Genomic DNA, 22,999 nt, shown 5'->3' with positions numbered 1-22,999 from the left:
ACCCTCAAAGCCGATAGATGCGGACCGGAATCCATTTGCTTTCAATCTGTTATCGGGGGCGCTGATTAAAGGGCAAGTCAGAACATCCGTGAATGTGGCGACAAGATGGTAAAAAAGGCTCCATTTCAACCCCTGAGATTGAAAATAAATTACCATCACTTTCCCTTGAACTCAGGTCTTTACCGTACCATTTCTCGTGATGTGAGAGCACAACAGCCAGTCAGGAACTAAGAAAGAGTGGCTTGTGTGTAAAGGAGATGTAATTCCAATCGAAAGGGAGACAATGTCACAGACTGCTACTACTAAGTCATCTTGGAAGGCTTCCAATGTTGCCTTGATGATACTTGGTTTTATTTTCTTCTGGCCGCTTGGTCTTGCAATGTTGGCATATATCATCTGGGGTGAAGAAATGCGTGAAATATTCAAGGATATCAAATCGCGAGTGGATCATGAATTCAAAGGCTCCGGATGTCGCCATCGTCGCGACCGTGGCCTGTCCAGCAGCGGCTTTGGCCGGACCGGCAACGCAGCCTTCGATGAATACCGCAAGGCTGAAATGGAACGTCTGGAAGAAGAACGTCGCAAACTCGAAGCAGAAAAGGCCGAATTCGAAGAATTTCTGGTCGAACTGCGCCGGGCCAAGGACAAGGAAGAGTTCGAACGCTTCATGGCGGCTCGTCACAATTCCAAGCAGGCACCGTCCGAAGGCGATGTCCATCAAGACCACAAGCCGGAGGCCTGAATCACGATGACAGGCTGAAGGACCAACCAAGGCCTGAAAGTCCTCGCTTGAGGCACACACCATACCAAACAAAAGGGCGGGACCTTGACTCCCGCCTTTTGTTGTTTCTGGGGTCAGCGCAGCTTTTTGCGGGCTCGTTTGATATCTCTCCCTCCTCCAAAATTGCCTAAAAAAGCGTCGCGCTTGCTTTTATAGCAAAAAGGCGGCATTTTATCTCGGCTCGTGCGACAGGTATTTTCAGCTCAATGGGAAACATACCGGCCGGGCACTTATTCTCGGGGCGGGGTGGAAGTCCCCACCGGCGGTAAGGAGTGGCGAATTGTGCCTCTTCAAGCCCGCGAGCGCATTGGTCAAAGCCCAACAAAGGCCCAAGCCAATGGTCAGCAGATCTGGTGCAAAGCCAGAGCCGACGGTTACAGTCCGGATGAAAGAGAATGAGACAGACGGGATGCACCTCTTTGGCGGCCTTTGGGCTTTGCGCCGAAGCGGCGTGTCGTGCTGTCCCTTTGCGTCCTGATTCACACGTGTTCTTGCGTCTCCTGTTTGATCAGAGCGCAAGTCAACTCAGGAATGCGATATGAATCAGAGTTCCCACTCCTCCCAAGCCTCCCATTCAGGCCTGACTGTCGAGGCACCAGACCTGCGGTCCAGTGCATTGATGGGCGCGATCTATATGATCCTTGCCGGACTGGCCTTTGCCTTGGTTAATCTGGCGACCCAATATCTGACCATGCGGATGGGCTTGTCCTCTCCGGTCGTGGCGTTCGGGCAATATTTCGTGGCTTTGCTGATCAGCCTGCCATGGTTGTTGCGCACCGGGCTGGCAGCGGCCCGCACCCAATATCTCTGGCGCCATATTCTCAGGGTGGTGTTTGCCGTGCTTGGGGTTCAGGCCTGGATGGCCGGGCTGGCCCATGTGCCGATCTGGCAGGCCATTGCCCTGATCATGACCTCCCCCTTCTTCGTGACCTTGGGGGCAAGCCTGTTGCTGAAGGAAAAAATTGGCCTGCATCGCCTGACTGCGACCATCGTTGGCTTTGTCGGTGGCATGATCATTCTGGCCCCTTGGTCCGATGCCTTCAGTTGGCATGCGCTCTGGCCGGTCGGTGCTGCCATCTTCTGGGCGGCGACATCGCTGATGACCAAGCAACTGACAGCCGCCGAAGCCCCCGCCACGGTGACCGTCTATCTGTTGCTTTTGATGACGCCGATCAACGGCCTGCTGGCGGTTGGCAGCGGCTGGGTGATACCCGGCGGCATGGCGCTGGTCATCATTCTGGCCTCGGGATTGCTGGTTTATATCGCCCAGCTGTTGATCGCGCGCGCCTATTCGGTGGCGGATGCGGCCTATGTTCAGCCCTTCGACCATGTCAAATTGCCGATCAATGTGATGGCTGGCTGGCTGGCCTTTGGCTTTGCACCGGTCGGCTATTTCTGGCCCGGCGCTCTGCTGATTGTCGCAGCTTCGCTCTACATCCTGCATCGCGAAGCAGCCGCCCGCGATTGAGTCACAAAGGCCCCGCATGCGGGGCCTTTATCATACCGTCTGGCAGTGACCGTCTACTCGGCCTTGGTGCGTTTGAGCGCGGTCACTTCTATCTCGATTTTCATCTCCGGGCGCAACAGCTCGCAGATGATCAGCGTGGCAGCCGGTCGGATGTTACCCAGATATTTGCCGAAGATCGGAAAGACCTCGTCAGCACCGGCCCGACTGGTGACATAATAATGCACCCTGACAACATCGCTCAGCGCAAAGCCAGCCTCTTTGAGCACATTGGCAATGTTGGAAAAACAATTATGGGCTTGTCCCGATATGGTGGATGGCATTTCCATCGTTTCATAATTGTAACCGGTGGTCCCAGACACAAAGCACCAGTCTCCGTCCACGACGGCTCGACTATATCCTGCTTCTTGCTCCATTGCTGAACCCGTTGAAATGCGCTGTCTTTGCATGAAACCCCATCCTTTCGCGATTGTGTCCCGTCCTATCTGCCGGTTCGCAGAATGGCCGGGCAGGCTGTTCTCTCTACGTGTCTTCCACAGGCTTGTCAAAAGGTCGATCCTCTCGGTTCGACTTTGCGGCTTTGCACCCTTTGCGTTCTCACTGCTTCAATCTGTTGGATGGGGGGCACTATCTCTTTTCTTTTCCTGCCACTGAGGTCAGTATGGTCGCCATCGGAAACGCTTGAATGGCAGGAAGAAAGTATGTCTGAGAAGGGTGAGTTGGTCCTCAAAAGCCTCTGGATCGATGATGGTTCGAAAACCGGCCAAATCAAACTGACTTTGATGGGGGCTGCCGGGCAAGCGCTCCCCAAAGGTACCCGGCTGGCATTGACTGCGCTGACCCGGATTCCCAAAGGCACCGAACTGATCGGTGCCAGTCTGGCGCGTCGGGTGGCCAACTATCACGAGTTTCTCCCTATCGCGCCCGTGGTGGGCGACAAGGCGGGCTGCCTCTGGCAGATCACCATTCCGGTCCTTTCCCATCGCCCCGGCCATTATACGGAAGGGCCATCTTCGGCTTTTCTGATTTTTGCGGACAACACGACTCAAGCCGTTGCCTGCGCGCCACTTGAAAAGGAAGGCACGCCCTATCAGCCCGTTGACATGCGCCGCGCAGCATTGCCATCTGATATGTCTAGCACAGGCCCCCAGCTGGGCTTGCTGCCAATGGCCAATCATGTGGCGATCGACAGCTGGGCAGGCTCTGTGCCCGAGGCCCTTCACACTGAGGGCAGCTGCGAGCAACTGGACAAAGTCAATGCCCTCTACAAGCGGCTCTATCAGGTCGACAAAGGCCCGTTCGATCCTTGCAGCACGCCTGCACCCCTGACTCTGCATCAAGGCGAGCAGGGATTGGCGAGCAAGGGCAAAGGAGCCTACCGCCTGCTTTTCTCGGATGGATCAGTCCGTCTGGAAGCCGGGGATGACACGGGTCGATTCTATGGCCTGATCGCGCTGGCGCAAATCTGGCACGGTGCGCGTGCAGCACCGCAGGCCTATGCCATGCCGTCAGATGGCCTGATCGAGGATTGGCCCAGCCATCAATGGCGCGGCATGCATCTGGATGTCTCGCGGCAATTCTATGCGCCCGCTACCATCGAACGCTTCCTCGACATTCTCGCCTGGAACCGCCTCAACCGCTTCCATTGGCACCTGTCCGACGACGAGGGCTGGCGGCTGGAAAGCCTTGCCTATCCATCCCTGACCCGTGTCGGAGCGTTCCGGGGGCATCGTCTGCCCTTGGTGCCGCAGCTCGGATGGGGGGCAGAGAAAGTGGGCGGCTTCTACAGCCAGTCCACCATCAAGACCATCCTCTCCCATGCGGAAGGCCTGCATATCGATGTGATGCCTGAGCTCGATGTGCCCGGTCATTGTCAGTCTGCCTTGGTCGCTGTCCCGGATCTGCTCGATCCCAGTGCCATGGAAGGCGGTGCCTCGGTGCAGGGCTATGTCAACAATGCCCTCAATCCCGGCCTCAACATCACATGGCAGTTTCTCGAGACGATCTTTGGCGAAGTGGCCGATCTGTTTCCCGGCACCTTTGTCCATGTTGGTGGTGATGAGGTGGCCGACGGAGCGTGGGATGGCTCCCGCTCGGCCATGAGCTGGGCCCGCGCCAAAGGCCATGTGGACGCGGCGGGCAAACCGGACAGCATGAAAATGCAGGCCGCCATTCTGAATTTCGTCGCCCGTCAGTTGGTCGGAGCAGGCAAAGTCCCGGTTGCCTGGCAGGAAGCCGCCCATGGCGGCGGGCTGGACCCGGACAAGACCATTCTGATGGCGTGGATGAACCCTGAAACCGGGCCCATCCTCAGCCGCGAAGGCTATCGGGTCGTGATGTGTCCGGGGCAGGCCTATTATCTGGATATGGCACAAGGACCCGACTGGAACGAACCGGGCCTTGATTGGGCCGGAACCACCCCTCTGGAAGCAACCTATCAGTTCAACCCGCTGGCAGGCTTCAGCGACGATGCCCAGAGCGTGATCGGCCTGCAGGGATGCATTTGGAGTGAAAATCTGTTGAACCGGCAGCTGTTCAACTATCTGGTCTTTCCGCGTCTGTCAGCCGTTGCGGAGGCCGCCTGGCTCGCCCCGGACAAGAAAGATCTGGCAAGCTTTGCCATGCGCCATCCCCTGATGCCAACCTTGCCATCCGAGTGAGGCGGGAGACGGCCGCGCCCCTATCGGGCGCGGTTGGCTTCATATTGTCCGGTGCTGCGATAGCTCCACAAATAGGTCGGGATCACGGCGTCGATGGCCAGCGGCTTCATGCCGAGCCCTGCGAAGCAGCGACCCTCGGCCTTGGCGGCGTCGGATACCACATTGTCGCGCTTCAACAATGTCACCTGATCCCGCGTCAGCATCGGGTTGGGCAGTTTCTCGAAGATTGCCCCCATCAGGCTGGCTGCAAAATAGGGGATGGGCAGCAACAAACGGCGCTTGCGCGTTTCGCGCATCATCATCTCCAGCAGTGCCTTGAAGCTTTTGACGTCCGGTCCACCCAGTTCATAGATGGTGCCCGCTTGCAAAGTCCCGTCGACACCGCGGGCAATCACTTCGGCCACATCGCCGACAAAGACCGGCTGAAAGAGAGTGCTCCCCCCGCCAACCAGCGGCAGGAAGGGCGACAGGCGCGCCATCTCGGCAAATTTATTGAAGAAATCATCCTCATTGCCAATCAGCAGCGACGGGCGGACAATCACCGCCTCAGGCAAGGCCTGCAGGACAGCATCTTCCCCTTCGCCCTTGCTCTTTGCGTAGGCGGACGGGGACGTGACATCGGCTCCGATGGCCGAGATCTGCACCAATTGCTTGATGCCAGCTTTGGCGCAGGCCTCGGCAATCCTCTTTGCCCCATCGTGGTGGACTGTGGCGAACCGCTGCTTTTTGGTCTCATACAGGATGCCAACCAGATTGATCACCGCATCCGCGCCATCAATGGCGCGGGCCACAGAGGCCTCATCGCGCAAATTGGCTTGCATCGGCATGATCTGGCCCACATTGCCCATGGGCTGCATGAAGCCGGCCAGATCCGGTCGCCGCACGGCAATGCGAATGCGATAGCCGCGCTTGGCCAGTGCCCGCACCACGTGACGGCCCAGAAAGCCCGAGCCACCAAAGATCGTGACGATTTTGCCTGTAGCCGTATCCATGAAAGCTCTCCCCTGTCGCGCTGTCTATCCGGTCCGTTATTCGCGGATGTGCGAATTGGTTGCAGCCTCTCCAACGCCGCAAAAACAACAACCTCTGCCTGTCCTAATCCTTATGAACAGGTCTGTGAAGCGCAAATATCAGCATTTGCCCCATGCCTCGATCCATTGGATGACGAATGGTGTGAATAGTTTCGATTTTTTTATAAGCTACGTTGACAAGGCGATGCCGGATCCTTAAAACCCGCCTCACACCTGATTGCCCAGGTGGCGGAACTGGTAGACGCGCTAGCTTCAGGTGCTAGTTTCTGTATGGAAGTGGAGGTTCGAGTCCTCTCCTGGGCACCATTAACCCCTTAAAAGTCAATGTTTTCAGCGACTTCTAAGGGGTTAGATGCATCTACTCCCTCCAACTATGTACCGTTTTGTGTACCGCGCTTTGTGGATGATGACCCGGTATAGGCTTTTCCGCTCCGGTCACCCCCGGCACGGGGGACACTCCAACTTCAGCATATACTGATTATGGTCAGAGATTTTTCTCCCAAAAATGTCGCTGGGGTCCTTGGTGCCACCTGACTGCATCCTGTTTTGGTTGCGGGTGTCTGCAATATCCACTGCAAATTTCATCGACATATCAGAGCCGGAATGACTCGTTTCTGCGCCTTCTAAGTGTTCATATTCCCCCTAGCCTCGACAGTCCCAAAAGCGGGAATTTAAATGTGGTGTCAACAGCTTAGAGATGTGAATAATGGGGAGCCTAACCGCAACGCCCTATGGGCAACAGGAAGGGCAACCGACCATGAGCAAGAGACACATTCCCTCCATCACGTTCGCTATCGACTTCTACAACAAGCAAGGTCAGCGCATAGCGTCCAGCACCCTTGAAGCCCCTGACTACTGGGAAGCCTGTCTTCATGGCCATGCACTCCTGTTCGGTGGCTCAATCCCCCATGCTGAAGAGTTCGAGCTTACGGAGCAACGAATGGCCGCATAGGGCTTGGGAGTCCATAGAGGGCCGTACAGAGTCATGTGGCTCTCTGGGCTAAGTGGCTGGCAAGAATGATCAAACAGGCTTCAGTGAGTCCCTGAGGGGCTTCTGGGGCCATTCCGTTGTTCAGGAGACCCGGTGCAGTCGATCAGGCAAAAAAGGTGGGATGAGGAGCGAAAGAAAAAAATGTGTCGCTGATCAAGGCCACTGTCCAGAATGGACATGTAAGCATAGACAGGCTTTCAGGGACCTATAGGGCTTGCCCTCCGAGACATGCCGCACATCTGACCGACACAAGGAAGGGGCCACAGGCAGCGCTCAGGAGGGCTACAGGAGTCGATCTCCTTTGCAGGAGACCAGATAAGGAAGAATGTATAGGAATGCGCCCAGAGGCTCTTGTCGGTCACCGCAGGGGAACCGCTGGGGTATCCCTTGGGTGCTGGGTGCCTTGGTGGTCTGTAGGGCCAGCGGTGAACCATGAGGACGCTAGACAGGCGATACTGCTGACCAAGTAGGAGGAGCAATGCTGCTGGGAGCATCTGGGGAACCCTAGGGTAACCTAGGGATAACTCTAAGGTAACCTTAAGGGAACCATAGAGGGACACTAAGAGAGGGTATCTCACCCCTCTGTATGAGGTCGTTTTAAAATCTCCCGGATTTCTGCGGTTCCGAGTTGGCTTGGATTGCCCCCGAATAGCGTGGTGTAACACCACAGTATCCCGCTGGCGATCTTCGACATGCTGCTGTATGGCTGCGCCGACATGGGCATAACCAAGCGCATAACAGATGTCCTTAGCGATGAACCACGGCTGGTCGTCAATGAGGAGCGCCCGGAATGGCCGTTGCATGTGCAGTATGAGGCGGTTTTAACCTTCGAGCACCTTGAGGGTCATCTCTTCCATCGACATCTCACCAGTGACGACCTTCTCCTCACCTTTGACGTACATGCCGTCCTTGCGGATCGCTGGGAGGACATCGCGGGTCACCCAGTCTTGGAACTGTTTGGCTTCGGGCTTGTCGGAGCGCATGAGTAGCCGGTACAGGTCGCTTTCGGAGACGCATTGCCGCTTATGCCGCTGACCTCCTTCCCCCCTAATCGGAATGGGGGAGAGAAGATGCTCGTCATCATTCAGGATTTTCTTGAGAAAATCGTTCCTAACCTCCTCGTAGCCTTTGCGAATGCGCATATAGACACCGAGCGCACGGCAAACATCAGCAGCGACGAACCAAGGGTCATTCGGTTTATCCGCGAAGGTGACCGTGCGGATGTCGTGGGCGATTGGGTCAGGGTTGTCATGGAAGCTGTAAACATCGGCATTCCGATAGAAAGAGAATGTGGGGAATGCCGTAGTGGATTGAGTAGCACTATTGAAACCATCAACTTTCCGTGAGCAATGATCCCAAAGGCTAGGTTTTTATGGTAGCTTTGCGTTTGGCCAAATAATTTGTTGTCCCGAAAAACTCTTCTCTCTCGCTGTATTTGGAAATCTTCGAAGGGCCAAAAGGGGTTATTCTGAACAATTCATAGCCGTTCTCGGTAAAGAAATACCAAAAGTCTCGTAAATAAGTTCGGGTGTCAATGTTGCAGCCGCCGAATTCAAACTGAATTACGTCAATATGATTTATCGCCTCTCCGAAACCATTTAAAGCATCCAACTCGTGACCCTCAATGTCCAGTTTGCAGAGATCAATAGGGGTTTTGTTGAGTTTTGTTTTCCAATACCCTTCAAATTTTAAAGATCTAATTTCTTCTGAGTTTTCAAATGATATATTGCAGTGATCCAATTTACGTTTTGTCAGTGACGATAACCCAGATCCTTCATGGTCGCTGTAAAGAATAGTGTCTCCGTCAAAATTTGACACAGCAAATGGTTCTATGGTGATTTTCGGGTGGTTTGAAAATTTTTGTTTTAGGCAGTCTATATTAACGCTGGAAGGCTCGAATACGACAATATTAGAATCTGGATAAGCGTTTACGATTTCTTGTGTATACAGCCCCTTATTGCCCCCGATATCAACGAATAAACTAGGTTTCGTGTTGGATAGCAGTTTCACAGCTGACGAAAACTCTTTGTCTATGGTTTCGGCACCCCAGCCTTTCCCTTGAAGCTTCGTTATTCGTTTCTCTGCTTTATTAAGAAGCTTTCGGAACATGGTTTGACCCTTTGGTAAGAATGGCACGTGTCTAAGTGGACAGACAATATCCAGATTTTCTGGCTTTTATATATGATCATCAACGCCTTCATTACAGCGATGGGAGCTTTATTTCCACAGATCAAATTGAGGCAATGGGAGTAGCTGCTGGCAAAAGGACAGACAAAGAACTGGAGCTACTGAATTTGAGGTGCTCATCATCCGACACGCTGAAACTGTTAGTTTCAAAACACGGTCGGTTTGAATGATTTCGCCTCAACGATTTTTATAGCTCTTATAAGGGTAAATATCCCCACACTTTCTCCATGGCATCCCTCTTGCGCTTCAGGCTAGACCCAGGGCCATAATTGGCAGCGCTGGACTGATCTGAGTGGCCCATGATCTCCCTTGCGAGACTTTCTGGGCAATCAGTATCTCTCGGTGCGTCCTTGAAGCTGTGTCGGGCACGGTAGCAGGTCTTGCGCTTCTCCGTCTCCTCAACGCCTACTAGTGAAGCGCCTTCATTGGAGTAAAGAGCGATCCTGATGCGCTTATTCAGGGCGGCGGAGCAGCTATCACTGCCCCTTGGTTTGTCTCGGTACTGGGGGAACAGAGCGGCAGATGGATTGTCGTTCTTTAGCAGGGCCAGATCAGCCGCCAAGTCGCCGGGTATAGGAATGTCTCGCTCACTGTGCGGGGTTTTGAGCCTGTTTCCTTGATAGTGGCAAATGGAGATGAATGCGTCATCGGCGTTAAGGTCTCGGCAGCGCAGCCCTACACTCTCTTTTGGGCGAGCACCTGTGTCCCTGAGGAGACGCCAAATCAAACTCAGGTGATCCTTGCCGCTCATGACAGCATCAACCAAGGCAACTTCAGGGGGCAGGACCGGCATTAGGTCATTCTTGGTATGCTGGGCGTTCTCAATCGAGACATTGGCAAATGGGTTGATGATATCAAGTGCATGTTCTTGAATGGCTCGGTTCACGGCAGCGTTGATATCACTGAATGAACGTCTGACAGAAGACGGCTTGAGGCCGTTATCGAGCATCTTATCTCTGAATTGGTTGGCATTAATGCGCCGTACGTTGCGGAGATGTCGCTTTTGAACCAAGTCTTTGCCGATCACGTTTGACAGGGCTATCTTGTGGCGCTGAAAGCGATTGCGGATTTCTTTCGCACTGCCGGGGGAGCGCCTGATCAATCGGTCTCTTTGTTCGTCTAGTGTATCCGCTAGGGGGATAGGCATGTTGCCCTTGGCAAGTTCCCTGCAAAGCTCCTCCGGGATCGCTGGGGCTTCCTGCCCTTTCGCATTGCGTTCCATCAGGCTTTCAAGCATGGCATCAACAGCAGCAGCTACGCCCATCTCCTCTTCATTGTCTGGATCGATCCCGGCGGAGACAGCAGCAAGGGCTTGCATGTCGAGGCCAAACTCCTTCATTGCAGCAACGATGACAGGGCCGTGGTTGTCTCCTGCTTTGGGTTTGTAAGAGAAGAGCTTATCAATGGTGGTTTGGTAATCCCGGTACTGCTTCATCATCTCGGCGTAGTCCTTACCAAACCCGCTCTTGATCTCGAATTTCCCAATGTGAGCCTTGAGGCTTTCAGGGACACGGCGGCGGTACTGATAAACGCCTGTCTTGGAGAGGATGACATACTTGGGGAGGTCATTTGATTTTGAAATGAGAATAGGCCTTGGTGTACTGAATTGTGTACCGTGAGAAGCTAAGAATGGCAGAAATCAAGTATTATCAGTGAGATATTTGGTAGTTTGGTTCCTATCCTAGGCAACAAAAAACCCCGTTGCACTGTTTGTGCAGCGGGGTTTTTTGTTGCCTGAATTGCCTTGTTGTTCCGGGCAATTGACTGAGGGTGACGTGCGGTCATTCTGTCGGTTGCGTTAGTTTGTCTCAGTGTTTCCATGGGGTCTGTGCGGCAATCAAGACACATCTAACCAAATCTACCATCTTTTATGTGCATGCGCCCTGTGGTTGTGCTTGTGGGCACGGAAACATTCTGACAAGATCAGACAAAATTAACAGACAATTAAAGCGATGGATGTTCCCGCATAAGGCCAGTTATTCAAGCTGAGCCCGGAAATGTGAAGACAGGATACATTCAGGGAAGAGACACATCATGGCCATTCAGAATGACATGGAACAGCTGATGCTGGAGCTGATCAACCGTGCGCGTTTGGACCCTTTGGGAGAAGCAGAGCGATACGGGATTGATCTCAACCAGGATTTGGAGCCGGGCACCCTTGATGGCACGGCCAAGCAAGCCCTGGCGATGAATGAGATTTTGATCGACGCCGCCCGTTTCCATAGCCAATGGATGATTGACAACGACATTTTTGACCACACCGGCTATCTCTCTTCCTCTCCGGCCGACCGCATGGCCTATGCGGGCTATGACTTTACTGGCGACTGGTGGTGGGGTGAAAATCTGGCCCGGATTGGTGATGTGGTCAATCCTGATTATCTGTCTTATGTCTATGAACAGGCGGAAGGGTTGTTCCGCAGCGCCGGTCATCGCGAAAACACGCTGAGGGGTGTATTTCAGGAAGTTGGCATCGGTCAGATCACCGGCACCTTCACCTATGAGGAAACGGACTATCTGACCCTGATGTCGACGCAGGATTATGCCCGTTCCGGTGATAAGGTTTTTGTCACTGGCGTGGCCTTCAACGACGATGACAGCGACGATTTCTATTCTGTCGGTGAAGGCGTGTCGGGGATGAGTATTTCCGTCTCGGGAGACGCGACCCAAACCGTCTCAACCGGCGGCTATCAGGTACAAACCGCAGCCGGGCAGCACACTGTGTCCTTCTCTGGCGGTGGCCTTGCTGCGCCCATCACTGTGTCGATTGATCTGGCGGGCGAAAATGCCAAGCTCGACATTGTCAATGGCGACACGATCTGGAGCTCCATCAGCCTGACCCTTGGCTCAGGCATCAATAAGGCACGGCTTCTGGGTGTGGCAGACCTCGATGTGACCGGTACCAGCGGCGCTGACACGTTGATTGGCAACAAGGGCGACAATATCCTGAATGGCGGCGCAGGTGGCGACAGCATGAAAGGGGGAGATGGCGACGATCTCTATTATGTCGATAGTGGCTTTGATCGAGTGGTTGAAACCGTCGATGCCGGGACGGATTGGGTCTATTCGACCGTCTCTTTTTCAATTCAGGCCAATGTCGAAAATCTGAAGCTTTTCGGCACGGGGGACTTCTATGGATGGGGCAATCCCAGCAACAACATTCTTGAGGGCAACAGCGGGGCCAACCATCTGATTGGTTATGGCGGCGACGACACGTTGATTGGCGGCGACGGCGATGATCGGCTTGACGGCCAAAGCGGCGCGGATTTGATGCTCGGCGGTAAGGGCGACGATGTTTATGTCGTGATAGATGCGAATGACACGATTGTCGAGAATGTCGGTGAGGGGACCGATTTGGTGAGGAGTTCTGCCGACTTTGCTTTGCGTGACCATTCGCAACATCTTGAAAATCTGACCCTCACAGGCATTGCCATTTCCGGCACAGGCAATGGCCTTTCCAACATCATCACCGGCAATGACAGCAACAATATTCTCAATGGGGCTTTTGGCGATGATGTGATGATTGGCGGGCGAGGCAACGATACCTTCCTCGACGATACTGGCGCGGACCGCATGGTTGGCGGCCTTGGGGATGATGTCTATTATGTCGACAATGCAGGTGACGTCATTGAAGAACTGGCAGATGAGGGCACCGATCAGGTCTATAGCAGCATCCAGTTTGCGCTGAGCGATCAATCGGCCCATTTGGAAAATCTGACCCTGTTGGGCTCCGACAATCTTCGCGCCTGGGGCAATGGTCTGGCCAACCGCATCGAAGGCAATGCGGGCAACAATATCCTCAATGGTGGCGCTGGCGACGACTGGCTCCTTGGCGCGCAGGGCAATGATATCTTCATCGATGATGCCGGTGCGGATCGGATGAATGGCGGCCTAGGCAACGATGTCTATTATGTCGATGATGCCGGTGACACCATCGAAGAGGCCCCCGGAGCCGGCTTTGATCAGGTCTTCAGCTTTGTCGACTTTGCCCTCAGGGACCATTCGCAATATATCGAAAATCTGAGCCTCTATGGTCAAGGTGACATCAACGGCACCGGCAATGGGCAAGCCAACATTATTGTCGGCAATGCGGGCAACAATATTCTCAATGGTGCCTTTGGCAATGATACGCTGTTTGGCGGCGGGGGCGACGATATTTTCCAGGATGACATCGGGGCTGATCGCATGGTCGGTGGCACCGGCAATGACACCTATTATGTCGATGATGCCGGTGACCGAATCGAAGAATATGATGGCGGCGGCAATGACAAGGTCTTCAGTTCCATCAGTTTCGCGCTGAGAGACCAGTCGCAATATCTCGAAGACATGACCCTGCTTGGCCAAGGCCATATCAATGGCACCGGCAATGCGCTGAACAATGTCATTGTCGGCAATGGCGGCAACAACATCCTCAATGGCGCTGCTGGTGACGACACGCTATTTGGCGGCGCGGGCGATGATATCTTCAAGGACAATATCGGCGCGGATCGGATGGTTGGCGGCATCGGCAACGACACCTATTATGTCGACAATGCCGGTGACACCATTGAGGAAGCGTTTGGTGCGGGAACAGACCATGTTTACAGCACCATCTCTTTTGCTCTGAGAAACCAATCGCAATATCTCGAAAGCCTGACCCTGACGGGTCTCGCCAACACGACCGGCACGGGCAATGGCCTCGCCAACACCATCACCGGCAATGACGGCAACAACATTCTCAATGGCGCCTTTGGCAATGACATTCTCATCGGCGGCAAGGGCAACGATGCCTTCCTTGATGACAGCGGCAACGACCAATTTACCGGAGGCGAGGGCAGCGACGTCTTTATTTTCCGTCGGGCTGGCGAGATGGATGTGATTACCGATTTCGAAAATGGCATTGACACCATCCGCATTGGCGGCCTCGGTGTTTCGTCTTTGGCTGATATCACGCACATACAACAGGGGCTTGATACCGCTTTGTCGTTTGGCGGAGCCTCTGTCACCTTGTTGAATTTCGACGATTCCTTGATCTCCGCTGATGACTTCGAGTTTGTCTAAATACCAGGGCTCAAAGGGGTCTTGGAGGGGCCGATTGCGGGAGTATCCTCTGCTCGGCCTCTGATCAGCCAATCTGATCGTAACAGGTGCTTATCGCTCACAGGGTCCGGGATGGGGCCGGGATGGGGCCGGGACAGCAGGTTCAGACACGGCTTTTTATGACGTGCCTTTCCTTCGGATGACCAGATCGAGCGAGGGTCTCTCTCCCGACGATCTGGACGGCCCTTCAACGATGAGTGTGACACGCTCCATCCTTGCCCCCGATCGCCTTCCTATTGCTTAGCCGCAGAAGGTCTCGTCCGCGTGACGGGATTTTGTCAAATTGATGCACTGGCAAGCCGGGAGCGGGTCCTGTCACAGCGGATGCAGTCACCTGATAAGGGGGGGCAAATGCACGAATACGATTTTCCAATTGCGAATGATCGCTCTGTCCGATAAGCTTAAATACATAAAGTAGTAGTCCGATTGATAAAATTATTCCTCTATTTCATGCTTTCGGGAAGGAATTGTTATGAAACTATCCCATGCAATGCTGGCAGTTACCCTTGCCTTTGGGGTGAGCGTCGGTGGGCTGCCTGTCAACATCCCTGGCACATCGCTCACGCTCTCCAGTGTGTCTGAAGCTCAGGCACAACGTTATCGTCGTCCTCCTGTGCGTCGCCGTGCTCCCGTTCGCAGAAGCAGTCGCAGAGGGGGCGCCTTCGCGGCTGGGGCGATCATTGGTCTGGCTGCTGGTGCCATCGCAGCCAACGCTGCGAGGAATGACAGACGCTATCGCAGACCTCCGCCTCCGCGCAGAGGCTACTGCAACTATCGCGCCTGTTCCTATCGCTACAGAAGCTTTGATCCGGCGAGCTGCACTTTCCAGCCATATAATGGCCCACGGCGCTATTGCCGCCTGTGACGGCCGTTTGATCTCCGCTCGAGATGGAGAACCCCGGCTTGTGTCGGGGTTTCTCACTTGCAACAGCACCCATCCGGCTTGCAAGCCGATGGTGATGCTGTCTATGGGGACCTGTGTCTCCAACTCTTCCCATCTCTCCAATGGCCTCCTCGGGACAGTTGCCTCTGAGAGAAATGTAACATTGAACAAAGGTGCTTGTGCCTGCCAGTCGATTTGGTAGGAAGCCAAATGTTGGATTGTTGAGAAGATGAATTTTTGGTAATGTGGTATCCTAAGTAATTCTACCAAGAAAACCAACCAATTTTTCATCCCATGCGTACGACGTCAAAGGAAGTGCCATGAAAATCAAACATTTTGTTATGTCCGTTTTGCTTGCCTTGTCGGTCAGCATCGTAGGATTGCCATTGAAAGTTCCCGGGACCTCGCTGAGCATCTCAGCCGTATCTGAGGCGCAGGCCCAGCGGCGATATCGTTCCTATCGCAGATATTATCGGCCGCGCTATCGTCCGGCTCCACGTCGCTACTATCGCCCGCGTTATCGCCCTGCTCCGCGTTATTATCGCCCAGCCCCGCGCTATGGTTGCAACTACCGGGCTTGTTCCGCGCGCTATAGAAGCTTCTGGCCGCAGAATTGTACCTACCAGCCCTATAATGGTCCACGCCGTCGCTGTCGTCTGTGAACAAAGCGCACTGATCTGAAACGGAAAATCCCGGCCATGGCCGGGATTTTTCTTTCCCTTCTCAGCAAGTGGAGTTGGCCGGTCCTATTGCAGCAAAGCTTCCTTGAGCGTCAGGGAATCGACCGAGCGCAGGTCCAGATCCGCCTCGATGTGATCGATATGGCGGAGCATCATTTGTGTCGCCCGCGCCACGTCCCCTGCCTCCATGGCGTCAAGGATGTCTGAATGATCATCATTGCCGCAGCTGGATGTGCCCGTGCGTCCATAAAGAGCGATTACCAGAGAGGAACGGGCAATCAGCTCGTCCATGAATTTCTTCAGGATTTCATTGCCCGCCACGTCCGCCAACATCAGGTGGAAATCACCGGACGCCTTGATCTCTTCGCGCCGGGCCTTTGCCCCATGATTGGCCTTGAGGCCCGCTTCCTTGCTCAATTGCTGCCGGAAAGCTGCAAAATCGTCCGGTTGCATGCGGTGGGCGGCTTCTTCAATCAGGCCTGCCTCGATCAGGCGGCGTGAGGTGAAGATCTGGCGGGCTTCTTCTGGGCTGGGATTGGATACAAAGGCACCCTTATTTCGCTCACTGGTCACCAGACCTTCAAAGGTCAGCATTTGCAAGGCGTGGCGGGCGACCGTCCGGCTGACATCGTAAAGAGATCCAACTTCTGCTTCAGACAGCTTGGCACCGGGTGCCAGGCGACGATCGACGATTGCATCGCGCAGGGAGTCGCGGATGGCCTTGGCGCGATCCTCCTGATTGGCATCCAGATTGAGATTTTTAAGATTGCTCATCACCATTTACCGATCGTTCTTTCTTTCTATATGCCGCTTCGCCTCGATTCCTTCAATAGGCCGTGTGGCTAAAATTCAATGTTTGATACAGTTTTGCATTTCATTTCCAACAAGATTGTATGCAATCATAAAGTTCTATTGAATTCAAAAGTCTATTTTTTGTGCACAAGCTTGCGTGAAGTTTAAGCAAATGACCAGCCGCCTTTTTAAGCAGATTTTCGGCATACAAGTATAAAATGGCATGATTCCAGACGGTTAGCAGAAAGCGGAAAACTTGGCACGGTGATTGCTCTGTAGGAGAGGGTGATTATCAAGGAGTTTTCATGACGAACGCGGCGGAAATCGAACTGGCGTCAGTGTCCAAGCATTATGGCTCGAACGTGGCAGTGGATCAGATCAGTCTGAAGATCAAGGCCGGGTCCTATGCCTGCCTGCTTGGCCCTTCCGGTTGTGGCAAATCGACAACCTTGCGGATGATTGCCGGCCATGAGGCAATCAGCGACGGCGATGTCGTTCTTGCCAGAAAGGTGGTCAATGACCTGCCGCCCGCCAAGCGCGGCACGGCCATGATGTTCCAGTCTTATGCCCTGTTCCCCCATCTTGATCTGGTCGACAATGTCGCCTTCAGCCTCAAGATGAAGGGCGTGGAGAAAGCCAAACGCCGGTCCGAGGCCATGGAGATGCTCACGCGCATGGAGCTTGAGGCGTTTGCGGATCGGCGCCCCGATCAACTGTCGGGCGGCCAGCAGCAGCGCGTCGCGCTGGCGCGCGCCTTGATCACCCAGCCTCAGGCCCTGTTGCTTGATGAGCCGCTCTCGGCGCTTGACCCCTTCCTCAAGATCCGCATGCGCGCGGAGTTGAAGCGGCTGCAAGCCTCTCTCGGCATGACTTTCGTTCATGTCACCCATTCGCAAGAGGAGGCGATGGCGCTGGCCGATCAGATCGTCGTGATGAGCGACGGCAAGATCGAGCAGGCTGCTTCCCCGCGTCAGATTTTCCAGAAACCAGCCACCCCCTTTGTCGCCCGCTTTATGGGTAACCACAATGTGCTTTCGGGTCGTTTGGTCCAAGAAGATGCCAATGGGGTGACGATTGAAACGCCCGGTGGGCGGTTCAAGGGTGTTGGCCGCCATCACGGTGATCCGGACTGCGCCGACATCGCCATCCGGACTGATCATGTTCGGTTCGTGGATGCGGTCGCGGATTCCCTGGGTTTTTCCGGTGTGGTCACCAACGTCGAGGATTTGGGGGCGACAGTGAAGGTGTCTGTTCAGGGAGCGGACATAGACACCTTCACCATTGTCCTTAGAGATGCCGATTTCTTCGCCAGACCGGTCAAGACCGGTGAGGCCGTGCACCTGTCATGGGCCGAGGAGGACACGGTCGTCCTTGGTCATCCGAACGCTTCCTAGTCTCAACATCCTTCAAGTCAAAGCAAAATTTAGTCGAACATTGGATTTCAAACAGGAGAGAAACCATGTCTGAGAAGACCAAGAAAACCGCAGGCATCAGCCGCCGTAATCTGCTCAAAACCGGTGCTGCCGCTGCGGGTCTGGCCGCCGGTTCCGGCGCCATCACCGGCTTCCCGACCATCTGGGCCAAGAACCCGATCACCCTGCGCCAGATCGGCACCGGCGTATCCAACATCAACGCGATTGCCCAGAAATGTAAGGAAGATCTTGGCATTACGCTGGAAATGACCGCGCTTGATTCCGATTCCGCTGCCCAGCGCTCGGTCACTCAGCCAAACTCCTACGATATCGCCGATATCGAATATTGGATTCTGAAAAAGGTCTTCCCGGCCGGTGTTATCCAGCCGATGGACACCAAGAAGCTGACCCACTACGACAAAATCGTGCCTCTGTTCAAAAATGGCAAGCTGACCCCTGACAGCGTCATTGCGCAGGGCACCGCACCTCACACCGTTGGCTATGTCGAAGGGCCGGACGGCAAGACCTTTGCCAAGGGCGAAACCGAATGGTTCACCATGGTGCCGACCATCTACAATGCCGACACCCTTGGCATTCGTCCCGACCTTGTGGGGCGCGATATCACCTCTTGGGCAGACATCATGGATCCGGCCTTCAAGGGCAAGACCTCGATCCTCAACATTCCGTCCATCGGCATCATGGACGCTGCCATGATCTGCGAAGCCATGGGTATCCTCACCTATGCCGATAAAGGCAACATGACCAAGGAAGAAATCGACACCACGATCGAATTCCTGATGAAAGCGAAGGCAGACGGCCAGTTCCGCGCCTTCTGGAAGAGCTTCGATGAGAGCGTCAACCTGATGGCATCCGGCGAAGTGATCATCCAGTCCATGTGGTCCCCTGCTGTCGCCGCTGTGCGCTCCAAGGGCATCCCATGTGTCTATCAGCCACTCAAAGAGGGCTATCGCTCCTGGGGTGGCGGTCTGGGCCTTGCTGCCCACCTGTCCGGCGCTCAGCTCGACGCAGCCTATGAATATATCAACTGGTACACCTCCGGCTGGGTTGGCGGCTATCTCAACCGTCAGGGCTATTATTCCGCCTGCATGGAAACCGCAAAAGGCTATATGTCCGAAGACGAATGGGGCTTCTGGATCGAAGGCAAGCCTGCGCAGAAAGACATCCTCTCGCCAGAAGGCAAGGTCATGGAAAAAGCCGGCGCCGTACGCGATGGCGGCTCCTTCACCGAACGCATGGGCAAGGTGGCATGCTGGAACTCGGTCATGGACGAGGACCGCTACATGGTGCGCCGCTGGAACGAGTTCATCGCTTCCTAAGTACGTCCTAAGCGTTGGGCGCATGCGCCATCCTGCTTACTGGCCGGGTCACCTCTCCCCGGTCCATCAGGCCTCCTCCCGACCGGTTCGGGGGGAGGCAACCAGCAAGCCACGGATCCTTCAATGGTCAGGGAAAAAGACCGGACAGCATAGGCAACAGGAAAATAGCCATATGAGCGGCACAGACATCAAGGCAACCACCTCCTCTTTCCGTCTCGGCGCGATCGCCTCCTATCTGCAGGCGCTGCCGCTCGCCGTCATTCTCGGGGCCTTTTTGCTGCTGCCCATTGCCATGATCGCCACCGTGAGCTTCTGGGACTATGACTTTGCTCGCATGTATCCCGATTTCGTCACCTTCAATTATGGCGAAACGCTGGGGTCGTGGGTGACTTGGAAAACGTATCTCAATACCCTCAGATATGCGGTGATGGTTTGGGTCATCACCTTGGTGATTGGCTTTTGGGTGGCCTATTTTCTGGCCTTCCATGTCAAGACCGCCACCACCCAGACCATTCTGTTTCTGGTCTGCACGGTGCCATTCCTTACGTCCAACATCATCCGGATGATTTCATGGATCCCGGTGCTGGGGCGCAACGGGCTGGTCAATTCGGCCCTGACCGAGATGGGCATCGTGGCTGAGCCGGTCGAATGGTTGCTTTATTCCGATTTCGCGGTCGTCTTGGCCATGGTTCATCTCTACAGCCTGTTCATGGTGGTCCCGATCTTCAATACCATGATGCGGATTGATCGCTCTTTGGTTGAAGCTGCCCGCGATGGCGGCGCCTCCGGCTTGCAGATCCTAACCAACGTCATCATTCCGCTGGCCAAGCCCGGTATGGCCATTGGCACCATTTTCGTCGTCACGTTGGTCATGGCCGATTTCATCACCGTTCAGGTCATGTCTGGCGGCCAGAGCGCCTCGGTGGCCCTGATGATGAAGAATGAAATGTCACTGCTGCAATATCCGGCAGCCGCCGCCAATGCGGTGGTTCTTCTGGTGCTGGTTCTCACCATGGTGGCAGGTATCCTGCGCATCGTCGATATTCGCAAGGAGCTTTGAGATGATCAGTGAAAAAAGAGGCAGGGAATTCTACATCTTGGCGGCCTTTTTCGCCCTGTTTGTCCTGTTCCTGTATGGTCCCTTGTCTGCGGTGTTCATCCTGTCTTTTCAGGGCCCGAATGGCGGACTGACCTTTCCGCTCAACGGTGTATCGCTGCACTGGTTCTTCAACCTGTTCGAAACTCAGGCTGTGGGTGACTTTGGCGGCGCTTTCTCCCGCTCCTTCACCCTTGGCTTGATGGTCATGGTTGTCACGGTGCTGGTCTCGTTGCTGGCAGGGCTTGCTTTCCGGCGCAAATTCCGCGGCGCAACCGCGCTCTTCTATCTCGCCATTGCCAGCCTTGTGGTGCCCTCCATCATCATTTCGCTTGGCATAGGGGTGTTGTTCCAGCAATTGGGCTGGCAACCGGCCTGGTATAGTTCCGGCTTCGGGGCGCATCTGACATGGACCTTGCCCTTCGGCGTGCTGATCATGTTTGCCGTCTTCAACCGCTTCTCGCCTTCCTATGAAGAGGTCGCCCGCGATCTTGGCGCCACCCCGTGGCAGAGCTTTCGCTATGTGCTGCTGCCAATGATCGCCCCCAGCCTGATCGGCGTCGGTCTGTTCGGCTTCACCCTGTCTTACGATGAATTTGCCCGCACCCTGATGACGTCCGGCACCTACAACACCCTGCCGCTGGAGATCTTCGGTATGACAACCAATGTGACGACCCCGGTTCTCTATGCTCTGGGGACGGTGACGACGCTCTTCTCGCTGCTGGTAATCCTCTCCACTTTGGGTCTGATCTACTACATGAACAAACAACGTGGTCGGGCAAAGAGGTAGCCGCTATGAAGCTTCGTGTGATCAACCCCAACACCACCAAGAGCATGACCGCGACCATTGCTGATGCAGCAAGGCAAGTGGCGGCTCCCACCACCAAGGTGACAGGGATTACCTCCGCAATGGGGCCGGTCTCCATTGAAGGCTATTATGACGAGGCCTTTGCTGTGCCCGGCTTGCTGCTTGAACTGGCCAAGGCGGACAAAGAAGGCGCAGACGCAGCGATCATTGCCTGTTTTGATGATACGGGGCTCGATGCGGCGCGCGCATTGGCGCCCTTCCCGGTGCTGGGTATTTGTCAGGCGGCCCTGTCGCTCGCGTCTTTCATAGCCCAGCGATACACCATCATCACCACCATGGAGCGCTCGCGCATCCCGATTGAGCATCTGGTCAGGCGCTATGGGCATGCGGAGCGCTGCAATGTGCGGGCCGCAGATATCCCGGTGCTCTCCCTCGAAGACCCAGCTTCCAATGCCCGCGACCGCCTGCGCAGTGAGATCGCCACCGCCCTCAAAGAAGACCGTGCCGAAGCGATCATTCTGGGCTGTGCAGGGATGGCCGATCTGGCGACCAGCCTGCAAGCCGAGTTCGGACTGCCTGTGATCGATGGCGTGTCTGCCGCTGTCAAACAGGCCGAAGCTTTGGTTGCTCTTGATCTCACGACCTATAAGATGGGGGTCTATGCCGCCCCGATTCAAAAGCCCTATGGCGGCATGTTGGCACCCTTCGCGCCCGGATCTATCGCATCCCCCTAATTGACCCGAGATCAAGCATTCCCATGACAGAGCAGAGCATCATCCGCGCCATGACCGAAGAAGACGTCGCCGAGTTGATCGGCTGGGCCAAGGCGGAGGGATGGAATCCGGGCAAAGCGGATGCTGCACCCTTTTATGCCGCCGACAGGCAAGGTTTTCTGGGTCACTTTGTCGATGGTGCCCTCGTTGCGGGCATTTCCTGCGTCACCTATGGCGATGATTTCAGCTTCATCGGTCTTTACATCACCCATCCGGATCAGCGCGGCAAGGGCTATGGCCTCAAGGTCTGGAATGCGGCCATGGAGCGGCTCAAGGGACGGATGATCGGGCTTGATGGCGTGCCTCAGCAGCAGGACAATTATGCCTCGATGGGCTTTGCCAAGGCTTATGAAACCGCACGATGGAGTGGCCTTTGCAGCTTCCAGAAGGATGAACGGATCTACGATGTTCTCGAGGTGGATGCCGAGCAGCTGGATGAAATTGCAGCCTATGACGCCCAGGCGTTCCCGGCTTCGCGCAAGGCCTTTTTGAAGGCATGGCTGTCGCCCCCCCGTTCCGCTTTTGCCATCACGCGCGAAGGCAAGCTGGCAGGCTATGCCGTTTTGCGTGAGTGCGAGGATGGGTTCAAGCTCGGTCCGCTTTTTGCCGATGATGAAGAGAGTGCGCTCAAACTGTTCGGCGCGGCCTCCAATGCTTGTGCAGGCGCGATGCTGCATCTGGATGTGCCAGCAAACCAAACCAGCTTCTCACACATACTTGCCGCAAGAGGTTTCGAGCGCGGCTTTGAAACCGCCCGGATGTATAAGGGTGGCATGCCGAGTCTTGACATGGACCGGGTCTTTGCCATCTCCAGCCTCGAGCTGGGGTAACGCGCTGAGCGACAGGCTTTATGCTTCAATGGGATGGGCAGGGTGGTGCCGCTGTCGGTGCTTGGTCTGGCAAAGGGGCAATTGCTGCCACAAGCCTTGACAAAAGAGGGGCTGACTCTAGTCTGTTAACCAACTCCCGGTTTCTTGTTTCAGTTCATTATTTCAGTTTATAGGCCCAGATTGCCGTCGCTCTTTTT

The 22,999-nt window shown here is 55.0% G+C and carries 20 protein-coding genes, 1 tRNA gene and 1 riboswitch; of the genes, 14 read left to right on the top strand and 7 right to left on the bottom strand.

All coding sequences use genetic code 11. The features are described 5' to 3' along the window. Positions 1-283: 283 nt before the first annotated feature. Both DSD30_RS02105 and DSD30_RS02100 read left to right on the top strand, forming a co-directional pair. The gene (locus tag DSD30_RS02105) at positions 284-742 is read left to right on the top strand and encodes a DUF2852 domain-containing protein (protein WP_114007934.1); all 459 of its coding nucleotides are present in this window, start codon (positions 284-286) and stop codon (positions 740-742) included. A gap of 267 nt (positions 743-1,009) precedes the next feature. Next, positions 1,010-1,182: riboswitch (FMN riboswitch) on the top strand. Positions 1,183-1,400: 218 nt separating this feature from the next. Beyond that, on the top strand, positions 1,401-2,249 hold the full coding sequence (locus DSD30_RS02100) for a DMT family transporter (RefSeq protein ID WP_138150593.1): 849 nt from the start codon (positions 1,401-1,403) through the stop codon (positions 2,247-2,249). Between the two features lie 53 nt (positions 2,250-2,302). On the opposite strand, the gene DSD30_RS02095 is transcribed toward DSD30_RS02100, so the two are convergent. Further along, positions 2,303-2,695, bottom strand: coding sequence for a RidA family protein (locus DSD30_RS02095; RefSeq protein ID WP_114007932.1), 393 nt, complete (start codon positions 2,693-2,695; stop codon positions 2,303-2,305). A 252-nt stretch (positions 2,696-2,947) separates the two neighbouring features. Between DSD30_RS02095 and DSD30_RS02090 the strand changes: the two genes are divergently transcribed. After that, positions 2,948-4,906, top strand: coding sequence for a beta-N-acetylhexosaminidase (locus DSD30_RS02090; RefSeq protein WP_157967517.1), 1,959 nt, complete (start codon positions 2,948-2,950; stop codon positions 4,904-4,906). 20 nt (positions 4,907-4,926) lie between these two features. On the opposite strand, the gene DSD30_RS02085 is transcribed toward DSD30_RS02090, so the two are convergent. Then, complete coding sequence (locus tag DSD30_RS02085; protein ID WP_114007930.1) at positions 4,927-5,898, bottom strand: complex I NDUFA9 subunit family protein; 972 nt, start codon at positions 5,896-5,898, stop codon at positions 4,927-4,929. A gap of 258 nt (positions 5,899-6,156) precedes the next feature. On the opposite strand from DSD30_RS02085, the gene DSD30_RS02080 reads away from it, so the two are divergent. Further along, positions 6,157-6,243, top strand: a tRNA-Leu gene (locus DSD30_RS02080). Between the two features lie 451 nt (positions 6,244-6,694). Continuing rightward, positions 6,695-6,889 carry a hypothetical protein gene (locus DSD30_RS02075; protein ID WP_157967516.1) on the top strand — a complete coding sequence of 65 codons (195 nt, stop codon included), beginning with the start codon at positions 6,695-6,697 and terminating at the stop codon, positions 6,887-6,889. 236 nt (positions 6,890-7,125) lie between these two features. Here the strand turns inward: DSD30_RS02075 and DSD30_RS22010 are convergent, their stop codons facing one another. The 4 genes from DSD30_RS22010 to DSD30_RS02055 all read right to left on the bottom strand — a co-directional run bounded on the left by DSD30_RS22010 (position 7,126) and on the right by DSD30_RS02055 (position 10,553). Next, positions 7,126-7,731 (bottom strand): BRO family protein, encoded by a 606-nt coding sequence (locus tag DSD30_RS22010; protein WP_114007928.1) that lies wholly within the window; start codon positions 7,729-7,731, stop codon positions 7,126-7,128. Between the two features lie 18 nt (positions 7,732-7,749). Further along, positions 7,750-8,151, bottom strand: coding sequence for a BRO-N domain-containing protein (locus DSD30_RS02065; RefSeq protein ID WP_198662832.1), 402 nt, complete (start codon positions 8,149-8,151; stop codon positions 7,750-7,752). A gap of 139 nt (positions 8,152-8,290) precedes the next feature. Further along, on the bottom strand, positions 8,291-9,037 hold the full coding sequence (locus tag DSD30_RS02060) for an FkbM family methyltransferase (RefSeq protein WP_114007926.1): 747 nt from the start codon (positions 9,035-9,037) through the stop codon (positions 8,291-8,293). Between the two features lie 274 nt (positions 9,038-9,311). Continuing rightward, positions 9,312-10,553, bottom strand: a complete 1,242-nt coding sequence (locus tag DSD30_RS02055; RefSeq protein WP_114007925.1) for a tyrosine-type recombinase/integrase — start codon at positions 10,551-10,553, stop codon at positions 9,312-9,314. A 596-nt stretch (positions 10,554-11,149) separates the two neighbouring features. Between DSD30_RS02055 and DSD30_RS02050 the strand changes: the two genes are divergently transcribed. The 3 genes from DSD30_RS02050 (at position 11,150) to DSD30_RS02040 (ending at position 15,736) form a co-directional block, all read left to right on the top strand. Beyond that, complete coding sequence (locus DSD30_RS02050) at positions 11,150-14,152, top strand: CAP domain-containing protein (RefSeq protein ID WP_114007924.1); 3,003 nt, start codon at positions 11,150-11,152, stop codon at positions 14,150-14,152. A 511-nt stretch (positions 14,153-14,663) separates the two neighbouring features. Then, positions 14,664-15,056: a BA14K family protein gene (locus DSD30_RS02045; RefSeq protein WP_114007923.1), complete on the top strand. Its 393-nt coding sequence runs from the start codon at positions 14,664-14,666 to the stop codon at positions 15,054-15,056. Positions 15,057-15,394: 338 nt separating this feature from the next. After that, the gene (locus DSD30_RS02040) at positions 15,395-15,736 is read left to right on the top strand and encodes a BA14K family protein (protein WP_114007922.1); all 342 of its coding nucleotides are present in this window, start codon (positions 15,395-15,397) and stop codon (positions 15,734-15,736) included. Positions 15,737-15,820: 84 nt separating this feature from the next. Here DSD30_RS02040 and DSD30_RS02035 read toward each other — a convergent pair whose 3' ends face one another. Continuing rightward, positions 15,821-16,528, bottom strand: coding sequence for a GntR family transcriptional regulator (locus DSD30_RS02035; protein WP_425359442.1), 708 nt, complete (start codon positions 16,526-16,528; stop codon positions 15,821-15,823). A 323-nt stretch (positions 16,529-16,851) separates the two neighbouring features. Between DSD30_RS02035 and DSD30_RS02030 the strand changes: the two genes are divergently transcribed. From DSD30_RS02030 to DSD30_RS02005, 6 genes are all read left to right on the top strand, one after another. Beyond that, positions 16,852-17,940, top strand: a complete 1,089-nt coding sequence (locus tag DSD30_RS02030; RefSeq protein WP_114007920.1) for an ABC transporter ATP-binding protein — start codon at positions 16,852-16,854, stop codon at positions 17,938-17,940. A gap of 65 nt (positions 17,941-18,005) precedes the next feature. Continuing rightward, entirely contained in the window at positions 18,006-19,295 is a 1,290-nt protein-coding gene (locus DSD30_RS02025) for an ABC transporter substrate-binding protein (protein ID WP_114007919.1), read from the top strand. Between the two features lie 172 nt (positions 19,296-19,467). Continuing rightward, on the top strand, positions 19,468-20,355 hold the full coding sequence (locus DSD30_RS02020; RefSeq protein WP_114007918.1) for an ABC transporter permease: 888 nt from the start codon (positions 19,468-19,470) through the stop codon (positions 20,353-20,355). 1 nt (position 20,356) lies between these two features. Beyond that, positions 20,357-21,181 (top strand): ABC transporter permease, encoded by an 825-nt coding sequence (locus DSD30_RS02015; RefSeq protein WP_114007917.1) that lies wholly within the window; start codon positions 20,357-20,359, stop codon positions 21,179-21,181. Between the two features lie 5 nt (positions 21,182-21,186). Next, complete coding sequence (locus DSD30_RS02010; RefSeq protein ID WP_114007916.1) at positions 21,187-21,933, top strand: aspartate/glutamate racemase family protein; 747 nt, start codon at positions 21,187-21,189, stop codon at positions 21,931-21,933. 23 nt (positions 21,934-21,956) lie between these two features. Beyond that, complete coding sequence (locus DSD30_RS02005; RefSeq protein ID WP_114007915.1) at positions 21,957-22,802, top strand: GNAT family N-acetyltransferase; 846 nt, start codon at positions 21,957-21,959, stop codon at positions 22,800-22,802. Positions 22,803-22,999: the final 197 nt, after the last annotated feature.

This window comes from Cohaesibacter intestini (assembly GCF_003324485.1).
In the GTDB taxonomy this organism is placed as follows: Bacteria; Pseudomonadota; Alphaproteobacteria; order Rhizobiales; family Cohaesibacteraceae; genus Cohaesibacter; species Cohaesibacter intestini.
The sequence above is the reverse complement of the archived record's forward strand: the minus strand, read 5'-3'. Positions and strand labels throughout refer to the sequence as shown.

Coding starts and splice junctions, on each gene's coding strand:
- DSD30_RS02105 (WP_114007934.1), top strand. CDS start 284: ATGTCACAGACTGCTACTACTAAGTCATCTTGGAAGGCTTCCAATGTT.
- DSD30_RS02100 (WP_138150593.1), top strand. CDS start 1,401: ATGGGCGCGATCTATATGATCCTTGCCGGACTGGCCTTTGCCTTGGTT.
- DSD30_RS02095 (WP_114007932.1), bottom strand. CDS start 2,695: ATGCAAAGACAGCGCATTTCAACGGGTTCAGCAATGGAGCAAGAAGCA.
- DSD30_RS02090 (WP_157967517.1), top strand. CDS start 2,948: ATGTCTGAGAAGGGTGAGTTGGTCCTCAAAAGCCTCTGGATCGATGAT.
- DSD30_RS02085 (WP_114007930.1), bottom strand. CDS start 5,898: ATGGATACGGCTACAGGCAAAATCGTCACGATCTTTGGTGGCTCGGGC.
- DSD30_RS02075 (WP_157967516.1), top strand. CDS start 6,695: ATGAGCAAGAGACACATTCCCTCCATCACGTTCGCTATCGACTTCTAC.
- DSD30_RS22010 (WP_114007928.1), bottom strand. CDS start 7,731: ATGCAACGGCCATTCCGGGCGCTCCTCATTGACGACCAGCCGTGGTTC.
- DSD30_RS02060 (WP_114007926.1), bottom strand. CDS start 9,037: ATGTTCCGAAAGCTTCTTAATAAAGCAGAGAAACGAATAACGAAGCTT.
- DSD30_RS02055 (WP_114007925.1), bottom strand. CDS start 10,553: ATGATGAAGCAGTACCGGGATTACCAAACCACCATTGATAAGCTCTTC.
- DSD30_RS02050 (WP_114007924.1), top strand. CDS start 11,150: ATGGCCATTCAGAATGACATGGAACAGCTGATGCTGGAGCTGATCAAC.
- DSD30_RS02045 (WP_114007923.1), top strand. CDS start 14,664: ATGAAACTATCCCATGCAATGCTGGCAGTTACCCTTGCCTTTGGGGTG.
- DSD30_RS02040 (WP_114007922.1), top strand. CDS start 15,395: ATGAAAATCAAACATTTTGTTATGTCCGTTTTGCTTGCCTTGTCGGTC.
- DSD30_RS02035 (WP_425359442.1), bottom strand. CDS start 16,528: ATGAGCAATCTTAAAAATCTCAATCTGGATGCCAATCAGGAGGATCGC.
- DSD30_RS02030 (WP_114007920.1), top strand. CDS start 16,852: ATGACGAACGCGGCGGAAATCGAACTGGCGTCAGTGTCCAAGCATTAT.
- DSD30_RS02025 (WP_114007919.1), top strand. CDS start 18,006: ATGTCTGAGAAGACCAAGAAAACCGCAGGCATCAGCCGCCGTAATCTG.
- DSD30_RS02020 (WP_114007918.1), top strand. CDS start 19,468: ATGAGCGGCACAGACATCAAGGCAACCACCTCCTCTTTCCGTCTCGGC.
- DSD30_RS02015 (WP_114007917.1), top strand. CDS start 20,357: ATGATCAGTGAAAAAAGAGGCAGGGAATTCTACATCTTGGCGGCCTTT.
- DSD30_RS02010 (WP_114007916.1), top strand. CDS start 21,187: ATGAAGCTTCGTGTGATCAACCCCAACACCACCAAGAGCATGACCGCG.
- DSD30_RS02005 (WP_114007915.1), top strand. CDS start 21,957: ATGACAGAGCAGAGCATCATCCGCGCCATGACCGAAGAAGACGTCGCC.